This is a genomic window from Mycolicibacter algericus DSM 45454, assembly GCF_002086455.1.
GTDB classification, from domain to species: Bacteria; Actinomycetota; Actinomycetes; order Mycobacteriales; family Mycobacteriaceae; genus Mycobacterium; species Mycobacterium algericum.
Window position 1 is genome coordinate 37281 of record NZ_MVHC01000022.1, and the last position, 23368, is coordinate 60648.

The window sequence follows — 23368 nt, forward strand, 5'->3', positions numbered from 1 at the left end:
CCAAATCATTTGACGCTTGCGAAACTTTCTCCTACCTCGGCGGGCGCTGGGACGAGTTCCTGTGTACGCTGACGCGGACATGTGTGTGATGTAAATGGGGGACGTTGATGACACGCTCGAGAAATCGCTGGATGACGGTCGGATTGTTGGCGGGGGGCTGCGCCGGCCTATTGGGAATGACGTCGGCGGTCGGGGCCGGGGTGGCCCTCGGTGACGACACCGCGCTGATCATGGGCTCGGCATTTCAGCCGACGCCGAAGGATTCCTATATCGACCAGGTCATGGACTATTTCCTCAACCCGCAGAACCCATTTCCGGGACAGCCCACATTTCCTGGCTACAGCCCCGTCGGCGTGACCACACCGCAGACCGACTATGGCCCGGGCCTGACCCAGGGCGTCGCCGACATCGACAAGGCGATCTTGGAGCACCTGGCCAACGGCGACAATGTCACCGTCTGGGGATACTCGATGAGTGCCGCGGTGGCGACTCAGGAATTGGTGAATCTGCTGGCACTGCCCCCCGGAGAGCAGCCGGATCCAGATCACTTGAGCTTCGTGTTGCTGGAAAACCTCGGCACCCCCAACGGCGGGTTCTTCACTCGCTTCGAGGGCTCAGGCATGCCGATGACCCCTCCGGACGGGATCTACCACACCGACAGCTACACCATCGAGTACAGCGGGGCGACCGACTTCCCGAAGTACCCGCTGAACTTCCTCGCCCTGGCAAACGCGATGGCCGGTTACGTCTCCCTGCACCCGGCGCTGCTACCCGGGTGGCCGACGACGTTCGACCCGAGCTCGGTCGCCGACGCGGTGCAGCTGCCGACCTCGGAAGACGTCAACACCGACTACTTCCTCATCCCGACGCAGAACCTGCCGCTGCTCGACGGGATCCGTTGGGTTCCTTTCTTCGGGCCGGCGATGGCCGACCTGGTGCAGCCCGCCCTGCGGGTGCTGATCGACCTGGGATACGACCGCAGCGATCCCGCCGACGTCCTCACGCCGGTGTCGTGGAGCCTGCCCACGATCGACTGGGACACCGTGGCGCAGAACCTCGAGCTGGGCTTCGAGCAGGGGTGGACAGCCGCCCAGGTCCAGCTGGGGATGCTGCCGGAGAGCGAGCTGCCCGACCTGTACCCCTACCTGCCCGACCTGTCAGGGCTCATCGGCGTTTAGCGCGTCCGGCCGGTCGGGTCAGCCCGGCCGGCCGGTGATCAAGCCGCGGTGACGTCGAACACCGCATCCCAGAGCCCCTGGATATCGAAGGGCCCGATGATCCCGATGTTGTCGGCGATATTGAACAGATAGTCGCCGAGGAAATCCCGGACCTGATCGACGGTGGGCAGGAAGTCGGTGGTGTCGATCGCCGGGTCGTCCGGCAGCGGATTCTTGAGGTCGAGCAGCACGGTGCCCAGTCGCCACAGCCATGCCTCATGCTCGATGATCTCCGGCGTGGAGACATTGGCGGTGCCGCCGTCATAGGCGGCCAGCCATTCGTCGATCACGGGGTTGCCCGGCCACAGGTCCCCGATCAGTTTCGCCAGCAGGTAGTAACTGGGCGTGTTCCAGTCCTCGGGGTTGAAGATGTCGCCGCCGGGTTCGGGCAGCAGGCACGGCCCGGGGCAGAACGGGCTGCCCGGGATGAAGGGGTTGAAGGCCACCAGGAACGAGGCGATCACGGCCTGCAGCGCCCTGCCGAACTCCACCAAGTCGGGAAGCTGGAACTTGTCGACGTCGAAGGGCTGCATCAGGCTGTCGAAGAAGTTGATGAACGGCTGGTCGAAGTCCATCTCGTAGTAGCTGCCCGCCCACGGCTGCAGCGGGGCGTCCGGGTCGATATCGGGGTAGTCCTCCGGGTTCAGCCCCAACTCCTCCAGCGTGCGGGTGCCCTCCCAGTAGAACCCGTCATGAGCGAACCCGACATTGACCATGCCGGGACCATTGGGGTCGAAGTAATAGGCATTTCCGTTCATCATGGCCGAGAACGGGATTTGGAACCAATTCTGAATCAACGGGAACTTCTGCACACCGGTGGCGATCAGCAAACTCCAGATGGCCTGGTCGATCCAGGTGAAGCCGGTGATCGGACTGGTCGGCATCACCGGCAGGCAGTCCAGCCCCGCGCAGCTCAGATCTACCGGGATCTCCACGTTGGCCAGCATGGACAGCTGCTGGCCCAGACCCGGGTGGAAGAAGTCTCCTTCGTGGCCGGCTCCGGACAGCTCCGGGAACGGAACCAGCAGTTGAGCGACGAACTCGAAGTGTCCCAAGTCGCCGGGGTCCTCGCCCCAGGCGTTGGTCGGACTGCCGACGAACCACGGGCCGCTGTAGAACAGTGACTTTGCCATCGTGTCCAGCGCGTGGATGTAGTTCGCCGGAACGTTGACCAGGTCCTGGAAAAGGTTCAGCGGGACGTTCAGCAGCGATTCATCAGCGGTCAAGCGGGGCGCAGGGTGCGCAATGGTGGTGGCGTCGGGAACCGGCACGGGCGGCTCCATCGGGGTGACGGCGACGAGGCCCGCGGCGGTGATCGCCAGCCCAGCACTGAAGTAGGAGCGCAGGGCAGAAACCATCCTGGCGGACCTCCGAAGCCGAGGGGGAAGGCACGCCAGAACGGCATGACCTAAGAGCGCTTATGCAATCTACCAAAGAATTACATAAGTGCAACCGATAGCACTCCTCCCGGAAACGCCGTTGCCGGGCTACTTTGCGTGCGGGTCTAGAAGGTGAACCAGCTCGCGATCTCGGCCCACAGGTCTTCGAGCGTGGTGTTGAGCCCGCCGCTCGGGTCGAGGAACATGATGAAGTCGTTCCAGAGCAGCAGCGAGTTCTTGCCGCCGTATTCGCCGATCTCCTGCATGTCCAGCGGCAGGTCGGGGTTATAGGTCGGCGGCGTGTAGTAGCCGGTCTCCGGGTTGATCGACCACGGCCCCAGCAAGCCCGGGTCGGTCATCAGGCCGCCGTTCACCACCAGGTTCGGCAACCAGGGGTTGATGTCAGCCAGGAAATCGATGATTCCGTTGTGAGTGTCCGCGTCGAAGGTGAATATCCCGGTCTGCAGCGCCGAGATACCGGCCATGATCTGCTCGTCGGTGCCGCCGTTGGCGTTGCCGACGGCGTTGGCGGCTTCCTGCTCGGTCAGGTCGATCCACTGCTGGATCAGCGGGTTGGGCGCGCCGATGGTCTGGATCGACTTGACCAGATCCAGCGTGGTCACCCCCCACGGCGGGGAGACCGGTGGCATATTGCACAGACCGGGGCACATCGGGCTACCGGGGACGTACGGGTTGAAGTCGACGACCAGCCCGGCGATCAGGGCCTTCATCGTCTGGAAGATTTCCTCCGGGCCGGAGAAGTGGAAGCCGGTGAGCGGGTCGTCGCCGTTGACGCTCCAGTCGACCGGCTGCATCAGGCTGTCGAACCACCGCTGGAACGGGCCGAACGGGTCCAGCTTGAAGGTCAGGCCCGCCCACGGCATCAGGTTGACCTGGTTGCCGTACTCGTCGAGGATCAGGTTGCCGTCCGCGTCGGTCAGCGGAACGGTGCCCGGGAAGCCGAAGCCGGGCTGGGCGTGGCTGCCCGGGACCGCGTCGAAGTCTGAGCCCGGCACCGCGCCGCCCTCACCCACACCGGCGTCCGGGTTGGCGATGCCGGCAGAGGTCGGGTTGTCGGGGTCACTCCACGGGCTGTCCGGGAACGTGTACCCGTTCAGCATGTCCTGGATGGGCACCTTGAGCCAGTACTTGAACAGGTCCAGCTGGTTGTCGTCGTTGGGGAAGTTGCTGAACTTGATGAAGAAGTTCAGCATGGCGTCTATGGCGGTCACCCCGGTGATCGGCTCCACCGGCGACATCGGAAAACACTGGATCGAGTCACACGATGCGCTGACCGGCAACAGGGCGGCGGCGAACATGGCGAACTGCTGACCCAGACCCGCGGTGCCGTTCTCCAGCGCCTCCGGGTCGATCGTCGGGTCGAAGGCACCGGAGACGTGGGGGGAGAATGAGAACAGGTAGTCCATCACCGCCATGAAGTGGCCCGGGTCGCCCGGGTCCTCACCCCAGATGTTGGTTGCGCTGGGGGTGAACCAGTTCCCGGTGAAGAAGAACGAGTTGGCCAGCACATTGGTCGCCTGGACGTTGTTGAACGGGATGTTGACGAAGTCCTGGAACAGGTTGAACGGAATGTTCAGGATGGAGGCCTCGGCGGCCAGCGCCACCGCCCGCTCCGCGGCGCTCAGGCCGGCTTCCCACGGCGCGACCGGGGCGACGGGCGCCATGGCGACAACGCCCGCGGCGGCGACGGCGGCACCGGCGGTCACGTGGCGGCGCTGCGGGACCAGGCGATGAGTACCTGTGATCGGATTCCGACGCGCAGGAACCGCTCGGTGTCGACCCGCGTTCGTATACCGACGCTTCCGCGTCACACCATTCTTCACATGTCCCCCTTGAGTCCCCACCGAACCGTGCCAGCATAACGGCGGCGCGGTCCGGTGTCTAAGCGAGTGTCGATTAATTTACATGGGGCGCGGACAAGCGTCTGCTAAGTGGTACATCATGATCGTCTTTGGCGGGTCTTCTACTCCGTTTCACCGGTTCGGTCACCGTTGGTCACCACCGGATGTACTTCGCGCCGCCGATTCAGCCGGACCATACCGCACGACGTGGCCGGCCGCACCCGGTGACGGCACCGGGCCCGGGGCCACAGCACCAGGGCGACCCCGCTCTAGAGCAGCGCTGCCAGATCTGCCAGCCCGACGGCGTCGAGCAGGCCGGCGAACCCGTCCGCGGTGCCGGCTGCCGCGCCACCGATGTCGCCGGGATCGGGGCCGGCCCCCAGGACCGGGGTGAAGTCGTCGAAGTCCACCGGCTGGTAGCCGGCCAGATTGGCCCAGTCGGCGAAGAACTGCTGGACCCCCGACTGCTCCATGAAGTCGATGAGCTGCTGCATCATCGGCGACGGCGAGAATGCGATCGGGGTGTCGACGTTGGCCGGCGGGTCATCCGGCGAGGCGTTGCCGACATCGAACCACTGCTGTAGCGACTGCGACACCGCGTCATTGACGTCGACCTGGTGCGGTGTCGGCCCGTTGGCCATGCCGTAGAACGCATTGAGCGGGCTGTCCGCGTTGGCCAGCGCGAGCCAGTTCTCCAGATAGGGGTTGCCCGGCCACATCTTGTCGAGGCCGGCCACCAGCGCCAGCGGGGTGGCCCACGGATACGCCAGACAGGTGCTACCGCAGAAGGGGTCGCCCGGAGACGACGGGTCGAAGGCGATGACCATGCCCGCGGCCAGCGTCTGCAGCGCCCGGCCGACCTCGTCGAATGTCGGGATCTGGAACCCACTGACGTAGGTGTTGAGCTCCACCGGGGCCTGCAGGCTGTCGTAGAAGTTCTGGAACGGATACAGCAGGTCCAGCTTGAAGGTCTCGTTGGACCACGGCATCAGGTGCACCGGGTTGCCGTTGCCGTTGACGACCTCGTCGGTGCCGGGCACGACGTGGATGCCCTGCGACTGGGTCGCGGTGTCCTGCGGCAGGTTCGCGATGTCGTCCGGGGTGGCCGGGTGGGTGCCCGCAAAACCCAGGACCGGATCACCGGGTACGGAGCCGTCGGGGTTTCCCTCGCTGTCGACACCGATCCCCATCGAGGGGTTGATCACCGTCGGAAAGGTATAGCCGGCCATCAGATCCGACAGCGGCACGCCGAACCAGTTGTCGAACAGCGGGTAGGGTTGCATACCGGACAGCGCTGCGAAGAACCAGGCGTTGTGGTCGAGAAACGACGAGCCGGTGATCTCGCTCGACGGCAGCAGCGGTGCGCTGTAGTCGGCATCGCTGGACGCGCTCGTCGGGATCTCGGCATCGGCGAGCAGGGTGAACTGCTGGCCCAGCCCCAGGTGGCCGGCGGCCGCCTCATCCCAGTCGAAACCGGGAGCCCCCGGCGCCGGGCTGCCCTGCCCGGAGACCTGGGTGAACGGGAACGCCATATCGATGGTGCCCATGAAATGCCCCGGATCACCCGGGTCCTCACCCCAGATGTTGGTGGCGCTCGGCGACCACCAGTTCCCGCTGTAGATCAGCGAGTTACCCAGGACGGTCATCGCGCCGAGCTCGGTGCTGGGAATGTTGACAATGGCCTGGAACAGGTTCAGCGGAATATTGAGCAGCGAATCTCCGGCGCTGGCCAATACCAGGTCCCGGCCCACGACGAGGGGGCCCGCCGGCACGGCCGCCACCGGTGTGACCAGCGCGGCGGCGAGCATTCCCGCCGCGAGCGCAGCCTTCGAATCAGATGTGCATTTGGCCGTGTCCATGAGCCCCCGACCGATGTGTTACACAGGATCGGCTGAATCTACATCACCCGGTTTGCGATAACCAATAAAAACAAGGCTTCATAATCTTCTACGACGGATAGGATGCCTTTTCGGCTACCAGACCGGACTATTTCATCCGAAAACGGCTCATTCTTCCAGCCAAGCTCGGTTACCGTAACCGTCGAGATGGGCGACCTCGCCGACCGGCCTACGGGTGGTCGGACCGTAGCGTCCGCGCGGCCAGCCCAGCGGCACGATGCAGCACGGCGTGACGTCGCGCGGCAAGCCCAGGATGCGCCGCGACGCCCGTTGACTCCACAGCGGCAGCGTGATCAGCGAGGCGCCCAGCCCCATCGCACGGGCCGCCAGCAGCAGGTTCTGGACACTGGGATAGATCGACCCCCAGTAGGCCGACTCGGCGATATGCGGCATCCGCACCACCGGCAGTCGTCCTTCCCGGGCTCCCAACCGCAGGCAGGCCACCACCAGCACCGGGATCTCGGCGAAGTGGTCGATCTGCCACTCCATCGCCCGTGCGATCCCGGCGATCGACTCGTCGGTCTTGAGCCTGCGCCGCAATACCACGTCGCGCTGGATCTTCCACGCCTGCCGGTAACGCTTGGCCAGCTCCTCCTTGACCCGGCGATCGCGAACGACGATGAACTCCCAGTTCTGCCCGTCATTGCCGGTGGGGGCCCGCAGCGCCAGCTCGATGCACTTGAGCACCACCGCGTCGTCGACCGGTTCGGAGTAGACCCGGCGCACCGCGCGTTGGGTCATCATGGCCTCGCCCAGCGGCATGTCGAGCCGGGCCAGCGCCTCGGCGGTAGCGGGCACGTTGGCGGGGATGAACCGCACGGTGTCAGCCATGGTCGGCCAACCAGCCGGCGGTGAACCGCTGAATATTAGGAATGCCCTCGGCGAACTCCTTGGCCAGGAACCGCTCGATCGGCCCACCCACCAGCGGGATCTTGAACTCGATGGTGCCGGTGAGGTTCATCCGCGAACCACTGCCGGCAGGCTGCAGCAGGGCGGTCCCGCCGCCGCGGCCGGGCGCCCCGACCACCGCGACGTCGATGTCGCCGTTGACCCGACCGTCGCCGGTGGGCGTCCAGACCTCGGTGGTCACGATGTTGAGGTCACCGCGGTAGACCTTGGTCAGCATCCCCGGCAGCGCGCCGTGACGCAGATCCTCGGTGACCACCACCCGGACCGCGCCTTGCTCATCGACGGTCAGCGAGTCCAGCGTTTTCTCGCCGCCGTCGAACTCGGCGTTGCGGGCCAGCCAGTAATCACGCGAGCCGAACGCGGATTGAATCTGCTCGACGCTCGCCGGCGACTCGAACACGATGTCGAAGGAACGGGGCATGCCTGCGGATCCCCTACTTGCCGAACAGCCGGCTCGCCAGGCCCGCCGCGAACGCGCGCACCCGGTCGAGTTGCTCGGGCTGGACGTTGGTGGGCGGAAGGCGCAGCCCCAGGTAGCGGTTGCGGTAGCGCCCGCTGCCCAGGTAGCTGGTCAGCGACAGCATCGAGCGCAGCGGGTCGCCGGGATAGGTGAAGTGGATCTCGTCGGTGTAACGGCCACCGCACTCCTCGCCGAGTCGGCAGACCTCGGCGTAGTTCTCCTGCCAGTACTCCCGGCACACGGTGAAGACCGCGAACGGCTTGCCGTCCAGCAGCTTTCGCGCCTCGTCGGTTTGCAGGAACGACCGGATCGGCATGGCCGGCGCCTTCCACCAGGTCGGTGAGCCGATGCAGATCAGGTCGTAGTCACCGTCGCGCACCGCGTCGGGTGTGCGGATCTGGCCCGTCTCGCCTTGCTGCTGGGCTTTGAGCACGCTGAGCATGTCCGGCCACACCCGTCGCATCGGGAACCGCGAGAACCGCTGCGCGTAGCGCGGATCGGTGAACTCGATACCGGCCTTGGTGACCTCGCAGCCCCGCTCGGCGAACACCTCGCCGGCCGCCTCGAGGACCTTGAGCGCCTGCCCGGTGTAGCTGTAGTACAGCAGCAGTACCCGCGGCGCCCGCCCACCGTCGTTGGCCTCATCCGCCATATCCGCCTCCTGGTTCGACCGTGCGGTGCATCCGGTTCCCGTCAAGGGTATTAGGCTCGCCGACGTGGCAGACAAGATCCCCGTCGACCTGCACGGCGCCGCACAGACCATGTTGACGACGCTGTACCTCAAGGCCCTCGACGCCGATTTCGACTCCCCGGTGTTGGGCGATCGGTACGCCAAGGAGGCGGTCGAGCGCATTGACTTCGACTGGGACGCACTCAACGCCCCGGGCCGGTGGGCGCCGCTGGTGACGGTGCGCACCGCCCAGTACGACATCTGGGCGCGCCAGTTCCTGGCCGCTCACCCGCGGGCGACCGTCATCCACCTGGGCTGCGGCCTGGACGCCCGGGTCTTCCGGATCGATCCGGGGCCGGAGGTCACCTGGTACGACGTCGACCAGCCGCCGGTGATCGCGTTGCGCGAGCAGATCTATCCCGACCGCCCCGGTTACCACCTGATGGCGACCTCGGCGACCGATCCGTCCTGGTTGGACGAGATTCCCGCTGAGCGCCCGGTGCTGTTGCTGGCCGAGGGCATCAGCATGTACCTGACCGAATCCGACGGGGTGGCGCTGCTGCAGAGTGTCGTCGACAGGTTCCCCGCCGGCGAACTGCAGATCGACTTCTACAACTGGCTCGGGATCAAGTCGCAGAAGACCCACCGGCTGCAACGTCAGTCCGGTGCCACGCTGCACTGGGCGGTCAACAGCGCAGGCGACATTCTGGACTCGGTCGACGGGCTTCGGTTGCTGGCCGCGGCGAATCTCTTCGACGCGGAGACCTTCGGCCGGGTGCCGGCCGGTTTCCGGCGCTCCGCCCGGGTTGCCCGTGCGCTGCCGCCGCTGCGAACCATGCTGCAGTATCACCGCTACGCTTTCGGCCCGGTCAGCTGACGCCTGCGGCGGCATGCTGCTCGGCGATGCCGCACAGCAGTGAACGGATCGCCTCCACCGAGCGCTCCGGCTCGGGCCCGTGCGAGTGGTATTCGATGTTGAGCTGGCCGGCGAAGATCTGGGTGAAGTAGATGTCGATCCCGGCGCTCACCGCGAAATACAGTTCGCCGTGGGTGGTGGTCACCTCCACACCCGGTGGTGTCCGCACCGGCGGAACCAGACCGTTGTTGCTCAGCACCACGACGTCGGGCAGGCCGGGCGGGTTTCCGACGTACTGCGGGCTGAAGTGCAGCCGCGACTGCTGGATGACGCCCTCATCGAGGTCTTTCTGGAAGTTCTCGGCGATGTCGCGGGCGATCGCGACCAGGTCGGTCTTGGCGTCGATCTCAGCCAGATAGGTGGCCAGACCGATCGGGTTGGTGCATCCGGTAGCCGAAACCGGCGGTGACAGAAAATATCTCAGGTCGACGGTGTAGACGTAGGGCACCGGAATGCTCAGTTTGCCCCGCAACTGCCATTCGGCCATCAGCACGGCCGCCGACAGCACCGCATGCAGGCTCAGGTCGTGGGCCCGCCCGAATGCGACCACGTCGTTGGTCTGGCTTTCGGTCAGCCGGCACGACGCCATCGGAACCCGCACCGGCGACGACGGCGTCTCCCCCGCGACGGCCCGCCGGGTGGGAGGAAGGTCGTAGGCGAACAATGCCGGCATGAACCGCTCGATGCCGGAGCGCTGCTGCTTCTCGATCCCCCGGTCTGCCAGCACCGCCTCGATCGACTGCGGCGCGGGCTCGACGTTGATCGCGCCGATCCTTCCGGTGGTCACCAGATCGGTGTAATAGGAGAGCATCTCCTCGATCAGCGCGTACATGTGGTGACCGTCGGCGACGGCGTGGTGCACATACAGCGTCGGCTGCGCCTGACCGTCGGCGATGATCACCCGCAACGCAACCAGCGACTCCGTCTGATCGAAATGCGGGGCCGGCGGCTCGGCGTCGGGGCGAGCGAGTTCGATGACCTCGATGCCGTCGGGCATCAGGTCATCAGTGACGAACTGGTGCCGGCCGTCGGGCAGTCGCTCCAGGCGACCGGTGAGGATCGGATGCGCCTCCAGCAGCGCCTCGTAGGCCTCCGAGAGCAGGTCGATGTCGACCGGACCGGTGACGTGCGCGGCCAGGCCCACGAAGTTGTGGGTCTCGGCAAGCATCTCCTCACTGATCGCGAGCTTCCGAATGACCGACGTGGCAAACACTTTCGGTTCTCTCCTAAATCCTGAAAACTACGACAGCTCGACCAGGGTCATTTCCCCGTCTGCAGCGTCGGCCGAGTCCAGCTCGTCTTCGGCGATGGCCTCGCGGACCAGATCCATCACGGCTCTTGTGAACCCGTCGGCGATCGCGTGCACCACCGGCTCCTCGATGCGTCGGCTGTCATACCACCAGTCCAGGTGCAGCACACCGGCGGAGCGGTAGGCCCGCAGCTCCAGCGCGTGTCCCAGACCCGGGATCGCCTCGCGCACCGGCATCGCGGTGTCGGGGTCGAACTGCACGGGTGCGTCGCCCGCGGCCGGCAGCTCGGGGATCGCCCCGACGTAGGCGAAGTGGATCTCGGCCGGTGGCACCGAGCCGAATAACCGCGCGGTCGGTGCGTAGAGGTAGCGCAGCAGCCCGTAGCCGATCCCGTAGTGCGGTACCGCCCCCAGGGTCTCGTGGATCTCGTCGAGCAACCGGCGTGCGCCTGCCGGTGCGGCGGTGGCGCAGTGCAACGCGACCGGGTAGATCGTGGTGAAGGATCCGACCGTGCGCCGCAGGTCGATATCGGGTTTGAGCACCGAGCGGCCCGTTCCCGCCATGTCGACGGCGACGGTGCCCTCACCGACTGCCGCCGCCACCGCGCGGCTCAGTCCGGCCAGCAGGATCTCGTTGATCGGCAACCGCAGCCGGCGCCGGGCGTCGTCGATCTCGCTGACGTCGGCCGCCGCCAGCACCGAGGTGAGCTTTGCCACATCGGCTGCCGCCGGCGGCTCGGCGACGTCGGCACCCAGCCGCAGGGTCGCGGCTTGTGTTGTCCGCAACCAGAATTCGCGGCTCTCCAGCACCGCCGGGTGGGTGGCCAGTCCGGCGCAACGCTGCGACCATTCGGCCCAACCGACGCCGACCGGGGCCAGCTCGATGTCGTTGCCCGCCAGCTGCTGGCCGAACGCGGTGAAGATGTCGGTCAGCAGGATGTCGCGGGACGCCTCATCGCCGACGATCGCGTGCAGGCTCAACGCCAGATAGCACACGTCGCCTGCGGCACCCCGGATGTACAGGGCGGTCAACGGCGGGCAGGACAGCTCTTGTTCCCCGATGTGCTCGGCCAGCATGGTGCGCACCGCATCGTGCTCGGCGGTGAGGCCCTCCGGCAGCGAATGCGTGCTGATCTCACCGAACTCGCCGGGTTCGGCGATGCGCTGTTCCCAGGTCCCGGCCCGCTCGGTGATGCGGAGCCGCAGCGCGTCGTGGTGATTGACCACCGCGGTCAGCACCGCACGGACGTCGTCGACGGAGACGTCGGGACGCAGCCGAAGAATCAGCGGGATGCGCCAGCGGCCGTGCTCGCGAACACCGTTCTCCAGGAAGTAGGTGATGTTCGGCGGGACGGGCGGATGCTCGACGTCGCCGGGCGACTGGCGGGCCAGCCCGCCCGCGGCGTAGCGAGCGGTCAGTGCCTTGGCCAGCGCCGACACCGTCGGGTTGTCGTAGAGGTCCTGCGGGGTCAGGTCGAGCCCCTCATGGGAGGCGGCCATCGCGACGCTGATCGCCACCAGCGAGTCGCCGCCGATGTCGAAGAAGTTGGCGTTGCGGTCCACGGAGCTGACCCCCAGGCAGACCGCCCAGATGCGTTGCAGCGTCGCGTCCATGGAAGCCCCGGCGGCGCCGTCGGCTCCGGACGTGCCGTTCACCGCGGTGCCGTTGGTCGCGGCGCCGGACACCCAGGTGGCGCCGGCATTGTGCTCCAGCCAATGCCGTTGCCGCTCGAACGGATAACCCGGAACCGTGACCCGCTTGGGCTGGTAGTCGCCGCGCAGGCCAGCCCAGTCCACCTCGACGCCGGCGGCCCACAGTTGGCCGAGCGCCAGCAGGAAGGCGTCGCGGTCGTCGCGGTTCTGGGCGTGGTGGCGCATCAACCGGACGGCACGGTGACCGCCGGCGAACTTGGGATTCCTCGCCGCCGAGGCGGTCAGGGTGGCGCCGGGGCCGACTTCGACCAGCACCCGGTGCGGGTCGTCGAGCAGCGTGTCGATCTCGTCGGCGAAGCGCACCGTGGCACGGACGCTGCGCGCCCAGGTCGCCGGGTTGGTCGCCTCGCTGGGCGCCAGCCAGGTCCCGGTCAGGTTGGACAGCACCGGGATCCGCGGTTCGTTCAGGGTCTGCCGGGACAGGAACGCGGTGAACTCCGAGATCATCGAGTCCATCAGCCGGGAGTGGAACGCGTGCGAGGTGCGTACCCGGCGCGCGTTGATGCCGGCCTGCTTGAGGGTCTCCGAAAATTCGCGGATGGCGTCTTCGGCGCCGGCCACCACGCAGCCGTCCGGGTCGTTGACCGCGGCGAGGTCGACCTCACCGGTCAGGTAGGCGCCGACCGCGTCGGCGCTGATCGGTACCGCCACCATGACGCCGCGGGGCGCGGCGTGCATCAGCCGCGCCCGCATCGCCACCACCTTGATCGCGGTGTCGAGGTCGAAGACACCGGCGATGGTGGCCGCGGCGTATTCGCCGATGCTGTGGCCGACCACCGCGGCCGGCCGCACACCGTAGCTTTCGATCAGTTTCGCCAGCGCGTACTCCACGGTGAACAGTGCCGGCTGGGTGCGGTCGGTGCGCTCGAGGTCACGTGAGGTGCCGTCGAAGATCACCGCCCGCAGATCGAATCCCAGTTCGGCGTCGAAGCCGGCGACGCAGCGGTCGAAGTACTCGGCGAACACCGGCTCGGTGTCATACAGGCCGCGCGCCATCCCGATGTGCTGTGCGCCCTGGCCCGGGAACAGGAACACCACCCGGTCGGCGGTGGCGGCCGCGTCATCGCTCACGCCCTCACCGATGAAGACGTTCTCGCTCTCCTCGGCGGTCAGCACGGCGGCGGCATCGGCGCGGTCGGCGACGACCGCCGCCAGGCGCAGGTTGTACGCATGCCGGACGGCCAGGCTGTGGGCGACGTCGGGTAGTGCCGGCGCCTCGCTGTCGTCGGCGGTCAGTGCCGACGCCAGTTCCTTGCGTCCCTGTTGCAGCGCCTCGGACGTGCGCGCCGACAGCAGCAGCACCTCGGGTCCGGGGCGCGGGGCGGCGCCGGCCGGTTCGTCTGCCGGCCATTCCTCCACGATGACATGGGCGTTGGTGCCGCCCACGCCGAACGAGCTGACCCCGGCACGGCGAATGCCGTCGGCTTCCCAGGGTCCGTATTCGCTGCGGATCTCAAACGGGCCGTCGTCGAGGTGCAGTTCGGGGTTCGGGCTGGTGTAGTGCAGGGTGGCCGGGATCGCCCGGTGCTGCAGGCACAGGATGGTCTTGATCAGGCTGGCGATGCCCGCCGCCGATTCCAGGTGCCCGATGTTGGACTTGACCGATCCCACGTAGCACGGCCCCGAGCGCGGCTCCTCGGACACCGCGAAGGCTTGTCGCAGGCCCTCGATCTCGATCGGGTCGCCCAACGGGGTGCCGGTGCCGTGCGATTCGACGTAGCTGATGGTGGCGGCGTCCACATCGGCCACCGCGTGCGCCTCGGCGATCACATCGGCCTGCCCGGCGGCGGTGGGCGCCGCGTAGGTCATCTTGGTGGCGCCGTCGTTGTTGAGCGCCGAGCCCCGGATCACCGCGTGGATGTGGTCACCGTCGTCGACGGCGGCCTCCAGCGCCTTGAGCACCACCACACCGACGCCGCTGGCGAAGATCGTGCCGTCGGCCCGCACGTCGAACGGCCGGCAGTGCCCGGTCCCCGACACCATCGAGCCGGGCTCGTGCCAGTACCCGACGTGGTGCGGAACCCGCAGCGACGAGCCGCCGGCCAGCGCCATGTCGCATTCGCCGCCCAGGATGCTCTGGCAGGCCAGGTGCACCGCGACCAGCGCCGAGGAGCACGCCGTCTGCACTGACAGCGCCGGCCCGCGCAGGTTGAGCTGGTGGGCCACCCGGGTGGCCAGATAGTCCTTGTCGTTCTGCAACGACAGGTTGACCATCTCGAAGCTGACGCCCTGACCGATGATGAGGTTCGGGTCGTAATGCGACATCAGGTTGTGCAACAGATAGCCGCTGGTGGTGCTGGTCCCGTAGACGCCGACCGACCCCTCGAGCTCCCCCGGCCGGTAGCCGGCGTCTTCCAGGGCATGCCACGCGGTCTGCAGGAAGAGCCGGTGCTGCGGGTCCATGGTGCGTGCGGCCAGCGGCGTGAAACCGAAGAAGCCGGCATCGAACTCCTCGATGCCGTCCAGCAACGCGGCTCGCCGCACGTAGTTGTGGTTCGCCAGCGCCTTGTCGCTCACGCCGTTGGCGCGCAGCTCGTCCTCGGACAGCGTGACGATGGATTCGGTGCCGTTGCGCAGGTTGTCCCAGAACTCCGTCAGGCTGCGGGCGCCGGGAAACCTCCCGGCCATGCCGACGACCGCGATAGCGTTGGGCGGCAGTTCGTTGTTGGTGCTCACGTTCGGTCTCCTACTTTTCGCCGCGACGCCGCCCGCTGCCGTGCCGCGGCACGCTGCTGGGCGCGGCTACGTACTTCGCTGGCGCCGTCGCCGGCACTGTCCTGCGGGGCGAGGCCCAGTTGACGGGTCAGGTCGGCGGCCAGGTCGGTCAGTGAGGCGCCCTGCAACAGCAGCGCAACCGGCGGCTCCGCCCCGAAGTCGCCGCGGACGGTGTTGCGGATGCGCACCGCCATCAGCGAATCCATGCCGAGCTCGGTCAGCGGCCGGCCGGGGTCGATCGCACTGCCTTTGGGGTAGCCCATGATGGCCATGATCCGCGAACCCAGCCTGGCCACGACCGCCTTGGCGGCCGCGGCGGGCTCGAGCTGCTTGAGGCCTTCCGGGCCGGGCCAGTCGTCGTCCTCGCTGTCGAGGTCGAGTTCGGCGGCCAGCGTCGCGAAGTAGCCGAGTTGCTGCAGTTCCGGGAACGCCGCGGCGACCCGGTCCAGGCGCAACCGCGCCACCCCGACCCGGGCGAGGTCGCCGCCCAGAATCGCCTCCAGCGCCTCCATGCCCTCGGCCGGGTCGATCGGATCCAGCGCACTGAACTTGAGCTCCTGGGCGACTCCGACGCCGGACCACTGGCCCCAGTTGATCGTGATCGCCGGCAGCCCGGCGGCCCGCCGCCATGCCACCAGGCCGTCGAGCCAGGCGCTGGCCGCCGCGTAGGAGGCCTGTCCGGGTGCCCCGAGCAACGACGACGTCGAGGAGAACCCGACCCACCAGTCCAGCTCTTTGCCGGAGTCGCCCAGCGTGGCCTCGTGCAGGCGCAGCGCTCCGGTCGCCTTGGGCGCCCAGACCCGCTCCAGGGTGTCGTGATCGATGCCGACCACGATCTGGTCGTCGATGACCGCGGCGCCGTGGACGACACCACGCAGGCTCAGCCCTGTCTCCTGTGCGGCGGCGACCAGGCTCTCGGCCACACCCGGTGCTGCCAGGTCACCGGAGACGACCGCGATCTGGGCCCGCTCGGCGAGTTCGTCGAGAACCGCGCGCTGCTGGTCGGAGGGCTGCGAGCGGCTGTTGAGCACGATGCGCGCGGCGCCGTGGTCGATCAGCCATCGGGCCACGACCAGGCCGATGCCGCCCAGGCCGCCGGTCAGGACGTAGGCGCCGTCGGACCGCACGGCCGGGGCGCCGCTCGACCCCAGGGTGGCCCGCTTGAGACGCTCCGCGTAACGCGTCTGCCCGCGCCAGGCCACCACGTCGTCGGTGCCCGTCAGGCCCAGTTCGGCGATCAGCGTCGCCGCCGGGTCCGCCCCCGCATCGAGGTCGACGACACCGGTCCGCAGGTCCGGGTGCTCGTAAGCCAGCACCCGCACCAGCCCCTTGAGGGCACAGATCGACGGGTCGCCGTGCTCAAGGCTGCCGGGCTCGCCGGCGTTCACACTCAAGCCGTTGCGTGCGACCAGCCACAACCGGGGTGCGGCGCCGTGCCAGCCGGAGACGATGGTGCGCACCGTGGCGGCAACCGACCAGGCCAGCTCGCGGCCGCGGTCAGAGGCAGCGGTCGGATCGAAGGAACCGTTGTCGGCGAAAACCAGCACGCCGGCCGGTGGCCGGTCCGGGTCGTCGGCGGTCTGGGCGAAGGCCTCCCGCACGGCCGGCTCGCTGGTCAGGTCCGCGGTGATCACCCGGCGGCTGTCCGAGGCGAACCGGTCGGCGAAATCGGCTGCGAACGCCCGGCTTTCGTCGCCCTCGGTCAGCACCAGCCAGCTGCCGTCCGCGGCCGCCGGGGCTTGCGGGGGCACGCCGGCGTCGATCCACTCGGTGTCGAAGATCTTCTGGCTCAGTGGCAGCGGCACCGTGCGGCGCTGCACGCGCTGCAGATAGATCCCGGACAGCTCGGCGGTGACCGTCCCGGTGTCGTCGGTCAAGGTGACCCGGCCCAGGATGCCGCCGTCGTCGTGGCTCACCAGCTCGGCGTGGCCGCGGGCCCGCCGGCCCACCTCGCCGAACACCCGAATGGTCTCCACCGCGATCGGCAGGTAGGTGGCTTCGTCGGCCCCGGGGCCTGATCCGCTCAGCGACTCATCGGGCAGCGCGGCCGCCAGGCACTGCAGCGCCGCGTCGAGCATCACCGGATGGATTCGGTAGCCCCGGTGCGCGGTCGCCTCGTCGGGCAGCACGATCTCGGCCTCCGAGCCGCCGCCGGGCTTGCGGACGATGCGGGTCAGCGCGGCGAATGCCGGCCCGTGCTGCAGGCCGGTACGGCGCAACGCCGTGTAGAAGTCCGCCGGTGACAACGTGGTGCCACCCCCGCCGGATGCCGGGCGCTGCGCGGCGGCCGATTCCGGGGCGGCCGCGCCGACCCGGGCGACGGCGTGGCGCGACCAGGCGCCGCCGGGCGCACGGGAGTGGATCTCGATCCGCAGGTCGTCGGTGCCCTCGCCGTCGGTCAACAGTCGGGTGGTCACCTCGGTCCGGGTGTCGACTCGCAGCATCTGCTCGACCTCGACCCGGTCCACGGCGACCGCCGAGGCGGGCAGGCTCAGCGCCTCGCCGGCCGCGGCGAGCGCCATCTCGGCGAAGCCGGTGGCCGGCATGACGACCTGGCCGTGGACCTTGTGGTGGGCCATCCATGCCACGACGTCGGTGCCCACGTCGGCCTGCCAGACGTGGCCGTGGCCCGACGGCAGCTCCACGTGCACACCCAGCAGCGGATGCGCGTCGGCCGAGTGCCGGTTCGCCGCGGTCGCACCGGCCCAGTAGCGCACGTGCTGCCAGGGGCGCGGCGGCAGGTCGGCGCGGCCGATCCCGCCGTCCGGCTGCGGTGCCTCCGCCGACGGCGGCGCGACGGTCGCCAGGTTGGTGTGGAAGCTCAGCGCCTCGGGCTGCTCACGCAGCAGGGTGCCGGTCACGGTGGTGTCACCGGCGGGCCGCGCCGCCGCCAGGTTGCCGTTGATGGCGTGGGACAGCAACGGGTGCGGGCTGACCTCGACGAACGTGGCGTGCGCCGCCGCGGCCGCGGTCACGGCCTGGCTGAACCGCACCGGGTTGCGCAGGTTGTGCACCCAGTAGTCGGCATCGAATACCGGCATGCCGGTTCCGTTTTCGGTTTGACCGACGGTGCTGATCAGCGGGATCGTCGGCGCCGACGGCTTCAAGTCGGCCAGCGCGGTGGCCAACTCGCCCAGGATCGGGTCCACGGTGGGATGATGCGATGCGACGTCCACCTCGACGCGGCGGGCCAGTTTGCCCTGGGCGTCGACCACCGCGATGACCGCGTCGACCTGGTCGGGCGGGCCGGCGATGACCGTCTGCTGCGGGGCGGCGTACACCGCCACGGTGATGTCGGAGTGCTCGGCGACCAGCTTCTCGGCTGAATCGGCATCAAGCTCGAGCAGCGCCATCGCGCCCTGGCCGCTCAACCGGGCCATCAGCTTCGAGCGGGTCGCGATGACCTTCAGGCCGTCGGCCGGGCTCAGCGCACCGGCCACCACGGCGGCGGCCACCTCTCCCATCGAATGCCCGATCACCGCGTCCGGCTCGACCCCGTGGGAGCGCCACAACGCCGTCAACGCCAGCTGCATGCCCACCAGGACCGGCTGGATGCGGTCGATGCCGACCACCGGCTCACCGGACTCCAGCACGTCGCGCAGTGAGAACCCGACCTGCGCGACGAAGTCCGGTTCCAGCTCGTCCACGGCGGCGGCGAACGCCGGCTCGTCGCTCAGCAGTTGCCGGCCCATGCCGGCCCACTGCGAACCCTGACCGGAGTAGAGGAACACGGTGCCTTTGCCGGCCTGGGCGGCGCGGGTGCCGACCACGCCGGGGGCCGGGTAGCCGCCGGCGACCGCGCGCAGCCCGGCCAGCGCCTGCTCGGTGTCGCGCGCGCAGACCGTGGCGAACCTGGCGTACCGGCTGCGGTGGTGGTTGAGGGTGTTGGCCACGTCGGCCAGTGGCACCTCGGCGCCGGGGCCGGCCAGCCAGTCGGCCAGCGTCGCCGCCCAGGCCGCCACCCGCTGATCGGTCTTGCCCGAGACCACCAGCGTGGCCACCGGGTCGGCCGGTGCCGGCGCGGGCACCGGGTCCGGGCCCTGTTCGAGTACCACGTGCGCGTTCGTGCCGCCCAGCCCGAACGAGGAGACCGCGGCACGCCGCGGGCCCTCGGCCGCCGGCCAGGGGGTCATCTCGGTGGGAACGAACAGCCGCGTCGGGGACGGGTCGATCGCCGGGTTCCACTTGGTGAAGTGCAGGTTCGGTGGGATCTGCCCCCGCTGCACCGCCAGCGCGGCCTTGATGAAACCGGCGATCCCGGCGGCGGCCTCCAGGTGACCGATGTTGGTCTTCACCGCGCCCAGCGCGCACTTCTCGGCGCCACGTCCGTAGACCTCGGCGAGCGCCTCGAATTCGATCGGGTCGCCCAAACCGGTTCCGGTGCCGTGGGTTTCGATCAGATTGACTGATCCTGCCGCGACGTCGGCGCTGCGCAGCGCGCGGGTGATCGCGTCACTTTGGGCGATGGTGTTCGGTGCGGTCAGGCCGTTGGACCTGCCGTCGGAGTTCACCGCCGAGCCCCGCACCACCGCCACGATCCGGTCGCCGTCGCGGATCGCGTCGGTGAGCCGCTTGAGCACCACGATCCCGGCGCCCTCGCCGCGGACGAATCCGTCGGCGCCGGCGTCGAAGGTGTGGCAGCGGCCGCGCGGCGACAGCATCCCCCACTTGGCCATGGCGATCTGGGTTTCGGGCCGCAGGATGAGGCTGACCCCGCCGGCCAGCGCCAGGTCGCTCTCCCGCATCCGCAGGCTCTGGCAGGCCATGTGGACGGTGACCAGTGATGACGAGCACGCCGAGTCCATCGCGACCGCGGGCCCACGCAGACCCAGCAGGTAGGCGATGCGCCCGACGGCGACGGCGTGCGCGTTGCCGGTGGCCGAGTAGCCGTCGATCGCGTTCGGGTTGGAGGCTGAAATCCCTTGGTATTCGGTGTAATACACGCCCATCATCACCGCGGAGCGGATGCCCGACAGCTGTTCGGGCGACACGCCGGCGTGCTCGAGCGCCTCCCAGGCGACCTCGAGCATCAGCCGCTGCTGCGGATCCATCGCCTCGGCTTCACGCGGGGAGATGCCGAAGAAGTCGGCGTCGAAACCGGCGACATCGGAGATGAAGCCGCCCCACTTTGACGACATGCGCCCCGGCGCCAGCGGGTCCGGGTCGTAGTATTCGTCGGCATCCCAGCGGTCCGGGGGGATCTCGGTGATGGCGTCGCGGCCGCCTGCCAACAGGTCCCAGTAAGCGTCCGGGCCGGACGCCTCACCGGGGAACCGGCAGCCGATCCCGACAACCGCGATCGGCTCGGCGGCGGCGATCCGGGACGCCTTCTCGAACTGCTCGGTCAGCGCCCCCCGCTTGTCGGCGCCCATGGCCGACATCCTGTTGACGATCGACGTCTTGGAGGTTCCCGTCATCAAAAACTACCGCTCTCGCTCCCGGTCGATGCCGACTCGACCTGATCGAACAACTCGTCCAGCACACCGCCGGAGGAGTCGAACGTCAGATGACCGTCATCTCGTGCTGCTTCGTCCTGCGGGGCGTACCGGGATGCCAGCAATCCCACCAGATGCGTCGCCAAAGCTGAAATGCTGGGGTGATTCCATAGCATCGACGCCGACAAATCCACCCCCACCAGTTGCTGCGTCTCTTTCAGCACCGTCATCGCGATCATCGAGTCGAGACCCATCTCCGGGAATGGCTGGTCCACGTCGACCGCTGCCGTCGAGGTCCGAAGCTCGCGGGCAAGGATAGCCTGCAGCCGGACCACCAACTCGTCGCGTCGCTGGTCGGCGGGTATCTGCGACCAGTCCGGCGCCCCCGCCTCGCCCCCGCCCGCCGCGGTGCCGCTGTCCTGCTCGCCGGCACCCACCGCCGAGGCTTCCCCGACCAGGTCCTCGAAGAAGGTCAGATCCCGGAACTCCGGTGAGGTGGCGACGGCCCGGTCGATGCGCAGCCGGCCCACCCCGACCCGGGGCCCCAGGGATGCGGCGCCGAGCACCGCATCCAGTGCCTCGACGCCTTCCTCGGGGCTGATCGGATCGAGCACGCTCAGGGTCATCGAGCGCCCGATCCCCACGTCGGACCACTGACCCCAGTCGATGGCGGTCCCCGGCAGGCCGGATGCGCGCCGCCACGTCATGAGGGCGTCCAGCCACGCGTTGGAGGTGGCATAGCCGAGCTGACCCGGCAGGCCCAGCAGGGCGGCCATCGAGGAGAAACCCACCCACCAGTCGAGCGGACGGTCCGCGGTGGCAGTATGCAGCAGCGCACCGCCGAGTGCCTTGGCCGACCAGGTGCCCGCCAGGCTCTCGGGGCTCACCGCCGTCACGAGCCCATCTCCGAGCACACCGGCGGCGTGTACGACGCCGCGCAGCGGCCTGCCGGTCTCCTCGGCGGCGGCGACCAGACGCTGCGCCACTCCCGGTGAACTGATGTCGCCGGCGACGTAGGCGACCTCGGCTCCGGCCGCCAGTTCGTCGAGCACCGCCCGCTGCTGCTCGGAGGGCTCGCTTCGGCCGTTGAGGACGATCCGCCCGGCGCCGCGCGACACCAGCCAGCGCGCCACGACCGTCCCCAGCCCGCCGAGACCCCCGGTGAGCAGGTAGGAGCCGTCGGCGCGGACCTTGGCATGGCCGTCGCCACAGCCTTGCGGCGTCTCGCCGAGCGAGGCCCGGGTGAGGCGTTCGGTGTAGCGCTGACCGGCGCGCCAGCCGATGATGTCGTCGCGGACCGGGGCCTGCAGTTCGGCCAGCAGCACGCCCACCAGGGCGTCGACGTCATCGGCTGCGTCCAGGTCGACCAGCGTGGCGCCCAGGTCCGGTTCGTCGGCGAGCACCCGGGCCAGTTCGCCGGGGAACCGCCAGGTGCGGACCACGCCCTTGAGCGCGCCGACAGCGGGGTCGCCCGGCTCGTCGGCGCCCACCGCCAGCCCGCCGCGGCTGACCAGCCACAGCCGCGCGCCGTTGGTCCCCGACCAGTCCTGCACGGCCGCCCGGGCCGCCGTAGACGCGGTCCAGATGAGGTCGCGGGCACGGGCCAGCGCTTGCGGGTCGGCCGGGCTTGTTCCGTCGGAGCCGAGCTGTCCGAGGAACACCACGATGCCGGCGGGCGGGTGCGCGGGATCGGCGCCGGCTTGCGCGACCGCCTCGGCCAGCGCCGGCTGGTCGGCGAACGGTCCGGCGATGACCTTGCGGTCCGGACCGGCCAGCCGTGCCGCGAATGCCGCCGCCAGGCGCTCGGTTGCGCCGTCGCCGGCGGCGTCGGGCTCGGTGAGCAGCAGCCAGCTGCCGGCCGCCGCGCCGGTGGGTTCCGGAGCCCGGGCTTCGATCCACTCGGTGGTGAAGAGCTTCTGCTCCAGCGGCACCCGCAGTGAACCCGGGTCGATCGGGTGCAGTTCGACGCCGGTGAGTTCGGCCAGCACGGCTCCCGAGTCGTCGGTCAGGACGATCCGGCCCACTGCCGCCGTGTCGTCGCGGCTGGTCAGCTCGGTGCGGCACCGGACCTGGTGGCCGGTTCGGCCGAGCACCCGCACCGCGGCCACCGCCGTCGGCGCGTAACCGAGACCTTCGGAGTCCCCGTCGGAGATCGCCGCCGCCAGCTGCCGCAGCGCCGCGTCGAGCAGCACCGGGTGCAGTTGGTAGCCGGGGTGGGTGGCGACATCCTCGGGCAGCGTGAGCACGCTGTCGCCGGTGACCGCGTCGTCGCCGGCCTGCTGCGCGGCGGTGATGTCGGCCAGCGCATACCGCGTCCAGGACTGGCCGACGGCCCGGGCGTGGATCTCGACCCGGGTCTGCGCATCCGCGCCGCTGAGCTGGGTGGTGACCTGCATGCCCCCATCGAGCACCAGCGGTTGCTCGATCTGCAGGCCGGTCACGCTGATCGCCTCGACGGGTCTGCCGAGCGCTTGGCTGCCCGCCGCCAGCGCCATCTCGATCAGGGCCGCTGCCGGCAGCACGGTTTGCCCTTGGACCTGCGCGGCCGGCCACGGCAGCAGTTCGGCGCTGAGCTCGGTCTGCCAGATGTGGTCGCGGCCGGTGAGCATCTCGACGTGCGGCCCGAGCAGCGGGTGGACATCCGGCGCCTGCCCGATCCGCGCGGGCGCGGAGATCCAGTGGTGGGCGTGTTGCCAGGGGGTGGGCGGCAGTTCGGCGAAGCCGCCGGCCGTGACGCCGGAAGCCCCGACGCCGAGTTCGGCGAGTTGGAGGTGGAAGCTCACGGTTTCGTCGTCGCCCCGGCGCAGCGTCGAGATCACCGTCGCCGGCTCGGCTGCGGTGGCCTCGACCGTCTCGCTGATCGAGTGTGTCAGTAGCGGGTGGGGGCTGATCTCGATGAAGATGCCGTGCTCGCGTGCCGCGGCGGTGATGGCCTGGGCGACCAA

General features: G+C 69.0%; 12 protein-coding genes. 2 read left to right on the plus strand and 10 right to left on the minus strand.

Going from position 1 to position 23368, the window contains the following annotated elements; translation table 11 throughout:
* Positions 1–131 precede the first annotated feature (131 nt).
* A complete protein-coding gene (locus tag BST10_RS17060) occupies positions 132–1178 on the plus strand; it encodes a PE-PPE domain-containing protein (protein ID WP_083039270.1) in 1047 nt (348 codons plus the stop codon).
* A 38-nt stretch (positions 1179–1216) separates the two neighbouring features.
* On the opposite strand, the gene BST10_RS17065 is transcribed toward BST10_RS17060, so the two are convergent.
* From BST10_RS17065 to BST10_RS17090, 6 genes are all read right to left on the minus strand, one after another.
* A complete protein-coding gene (locus tag BST10_RS17065; protein WP_083039272.1) occupies positions 1217–2575 on the minus strand; it encodes a hypothetical protein in 1359 nt (452 codons plus the stop codon).
* Between the two features lie 146 nt (positions 2576–2721).
* Complete coding sequence (locus tag BST10_RS17070; RefSeq protein ID WP_083039273.1) at positions 2722–4323, minus strand: hypothetical protein; 1602 nt, start codon at positions 4321–4323, stop codon at positions 2722–2724.
* A gap of 404 nt (positions 4324–4727) precedes the next feature.
* On the minus strand, positions 4728–6317 hold the full coding sequence (locus tag BST10_RS17075) for a hypothetical protein (RefSeq protein ID WP_133054439.1): 1590 nt from the start codon (positions 6315–6317) through the stop codon (positions 4728–4730).
* 147 nt (positions 6318–6464) lie between these two features.
* The gene (locus BST10_RS17080) at positions 6465–7187 is read right to left on the minus strand and encodes a nitroreductase family protein (protein WP_083039277.1); all 723 of its coding nucleotides are present in this window, start codon (positions 7185–7187) and stop codon (positions 6465–6467) included.
* Positions 7180–7686: a DUF2505 domain-containing protein gene (locus tag BST10_RS17085; protein ID WP_013829139.1), complete on the minus strand. Its 507-nt coding sequence runs from the start codon at positions 7684–7686 to the stop codon at positions 7180–7182. Before BST10_RS17085 ends, BST10_RS17080 begins: the two co-directional genes overlap by 8 nt.
* Before the next feature lie 13 nt (positions 7687–7699).
* Positions 7700–8377 carry a flavodoxin family protein gene (locus BST10_RS17090; protein WP_083039279.1) on the minus strand — a complete coding sequence of 226 codons (678 nt, stop codon included), beginning with the start codon at positions 8375–8377 and terminating at the stop codon, positions 7700–7702.
* 64 nt (positions 8378–8441) lie between these two features.
* Here BST10_RS17090 and BST10_RS17095 point away from each other — a divergent pair, with 64 nt between their 5' ends.
* Positions 8442–9272, plus strand: a complete 831-nt coding sequence (locus tag BST10_RS17095; protein WP_083039281.1) for a class I SAM-dependent methyltransferase — start codon at positions 8442–8444, stop codon at positions 9270–9272.
* Here BST10_RS17095 and BST10_RS17100 read toward each other — a convergent pair.
* The 4 genes from BST10_RS17100 to BST10_RS17115 form a co-directional block, all read right to left on the minus strand.
* Entirely contained in the window at positions 9265–10524 is a 1260-nt protein-coding gene (locus tag BST10_RS17100; RefSeq protein WP_013829142.1) for a phthiocerol/phthiodiolone dimycocerosyl transferase family protein, read from the minus strand. The genes BST10_RS17095 and BST10_RS17100 overlap by 8 nt on opposite strands.
* A gap of 27 nt (positions 10525–10551) precedes the next feature.
* Positions 10552–14949 carry a type I polyketide synthase gene (locus BST10_RS17105; RefSeq protein WP_083039283.1) on the minus strand — a complete coding sequence of 1466 codons (4398 nt, stop codon included), beginning with the start codon at positions 14947–14949 and terminating at the stop codon, positions 10552–10554.
* The gene (locus BST10_RS17110; RefSeq protein ID WP_083039285.1) at positions 14946–20405 is read right to left on the minus strand and encodes a type I polyketide synthase; all 5460 of its coding nucleotides are present in this window, start codon (positions 20403–20405) and stop codon (positions 14946–14948) included. The genes BST10_RS17105 and BST10_RS17110 overlap by 4 nt, the downstream gene beginning before the upstream one ends.
* Positions 20405–23368, minus strand: a 2964-nt coding sequence (locus BST10_RS17115; RefSeq protein ID WP_133054440.1) for an SDR family NAD(P)-dependent oxidoreductase, incomplete at its 5' end; no start/stop codon positions are given. The genes BST10_RS17110 and BST10_RS17115, both read right to left, overlap by 1 nt.

Coding starts and splice junctions, on each gene's coding strand:
- BST10_RS17060 (WP_083039270.1), top strand. CDS start 132: ATGACGGTCGGATTGTTGGCGGGGGGCTGCGCCGGCCTATTGGGAATG.
- BST10_RS17085 (WP_013829139.1), bottom strand. CDS start 7,686: ATGCCCCGTTCCTTCGACATCGTGTTCGAGTCGCCGGCGAGCGTCGAG.
- BST10_RS17090 (WP_083039279.1), bottom strand. CDS start 8,377: ATGGCGGATGAGGCCAACGACGGTGGGCGGGCGCCGCGGGTACTGCTG.
- BST10_RS17065 (WP_083039272.1), bottom strand. CDS start 2,575: ATGGTTTCTGCCCTGCGCTCCTACTTCAGTGCTGGGCTGGCGATCACC.
- BST10_RS17075 (WP_133054439.1), bottom strand. CDS start 6,317: ATGGACACGGCCAAATGCACATCTGATTCGAAGGCTGCGCTCGCGGCG.
- BST10_RS17080 (WP_083039277.1), bottom strand. CDS start 7,187: ATGGCTGACACCGTGCGGTTCATCCCCGCCAACGTGCCCGCTACCGCC.
- BST10_RS17110 (WP_083039285.1), bottom strand. CDS start 20,405: ATGACGGGAACCTCCAAGACGTCGATCGTCAACAGGATGTCGGCCATG.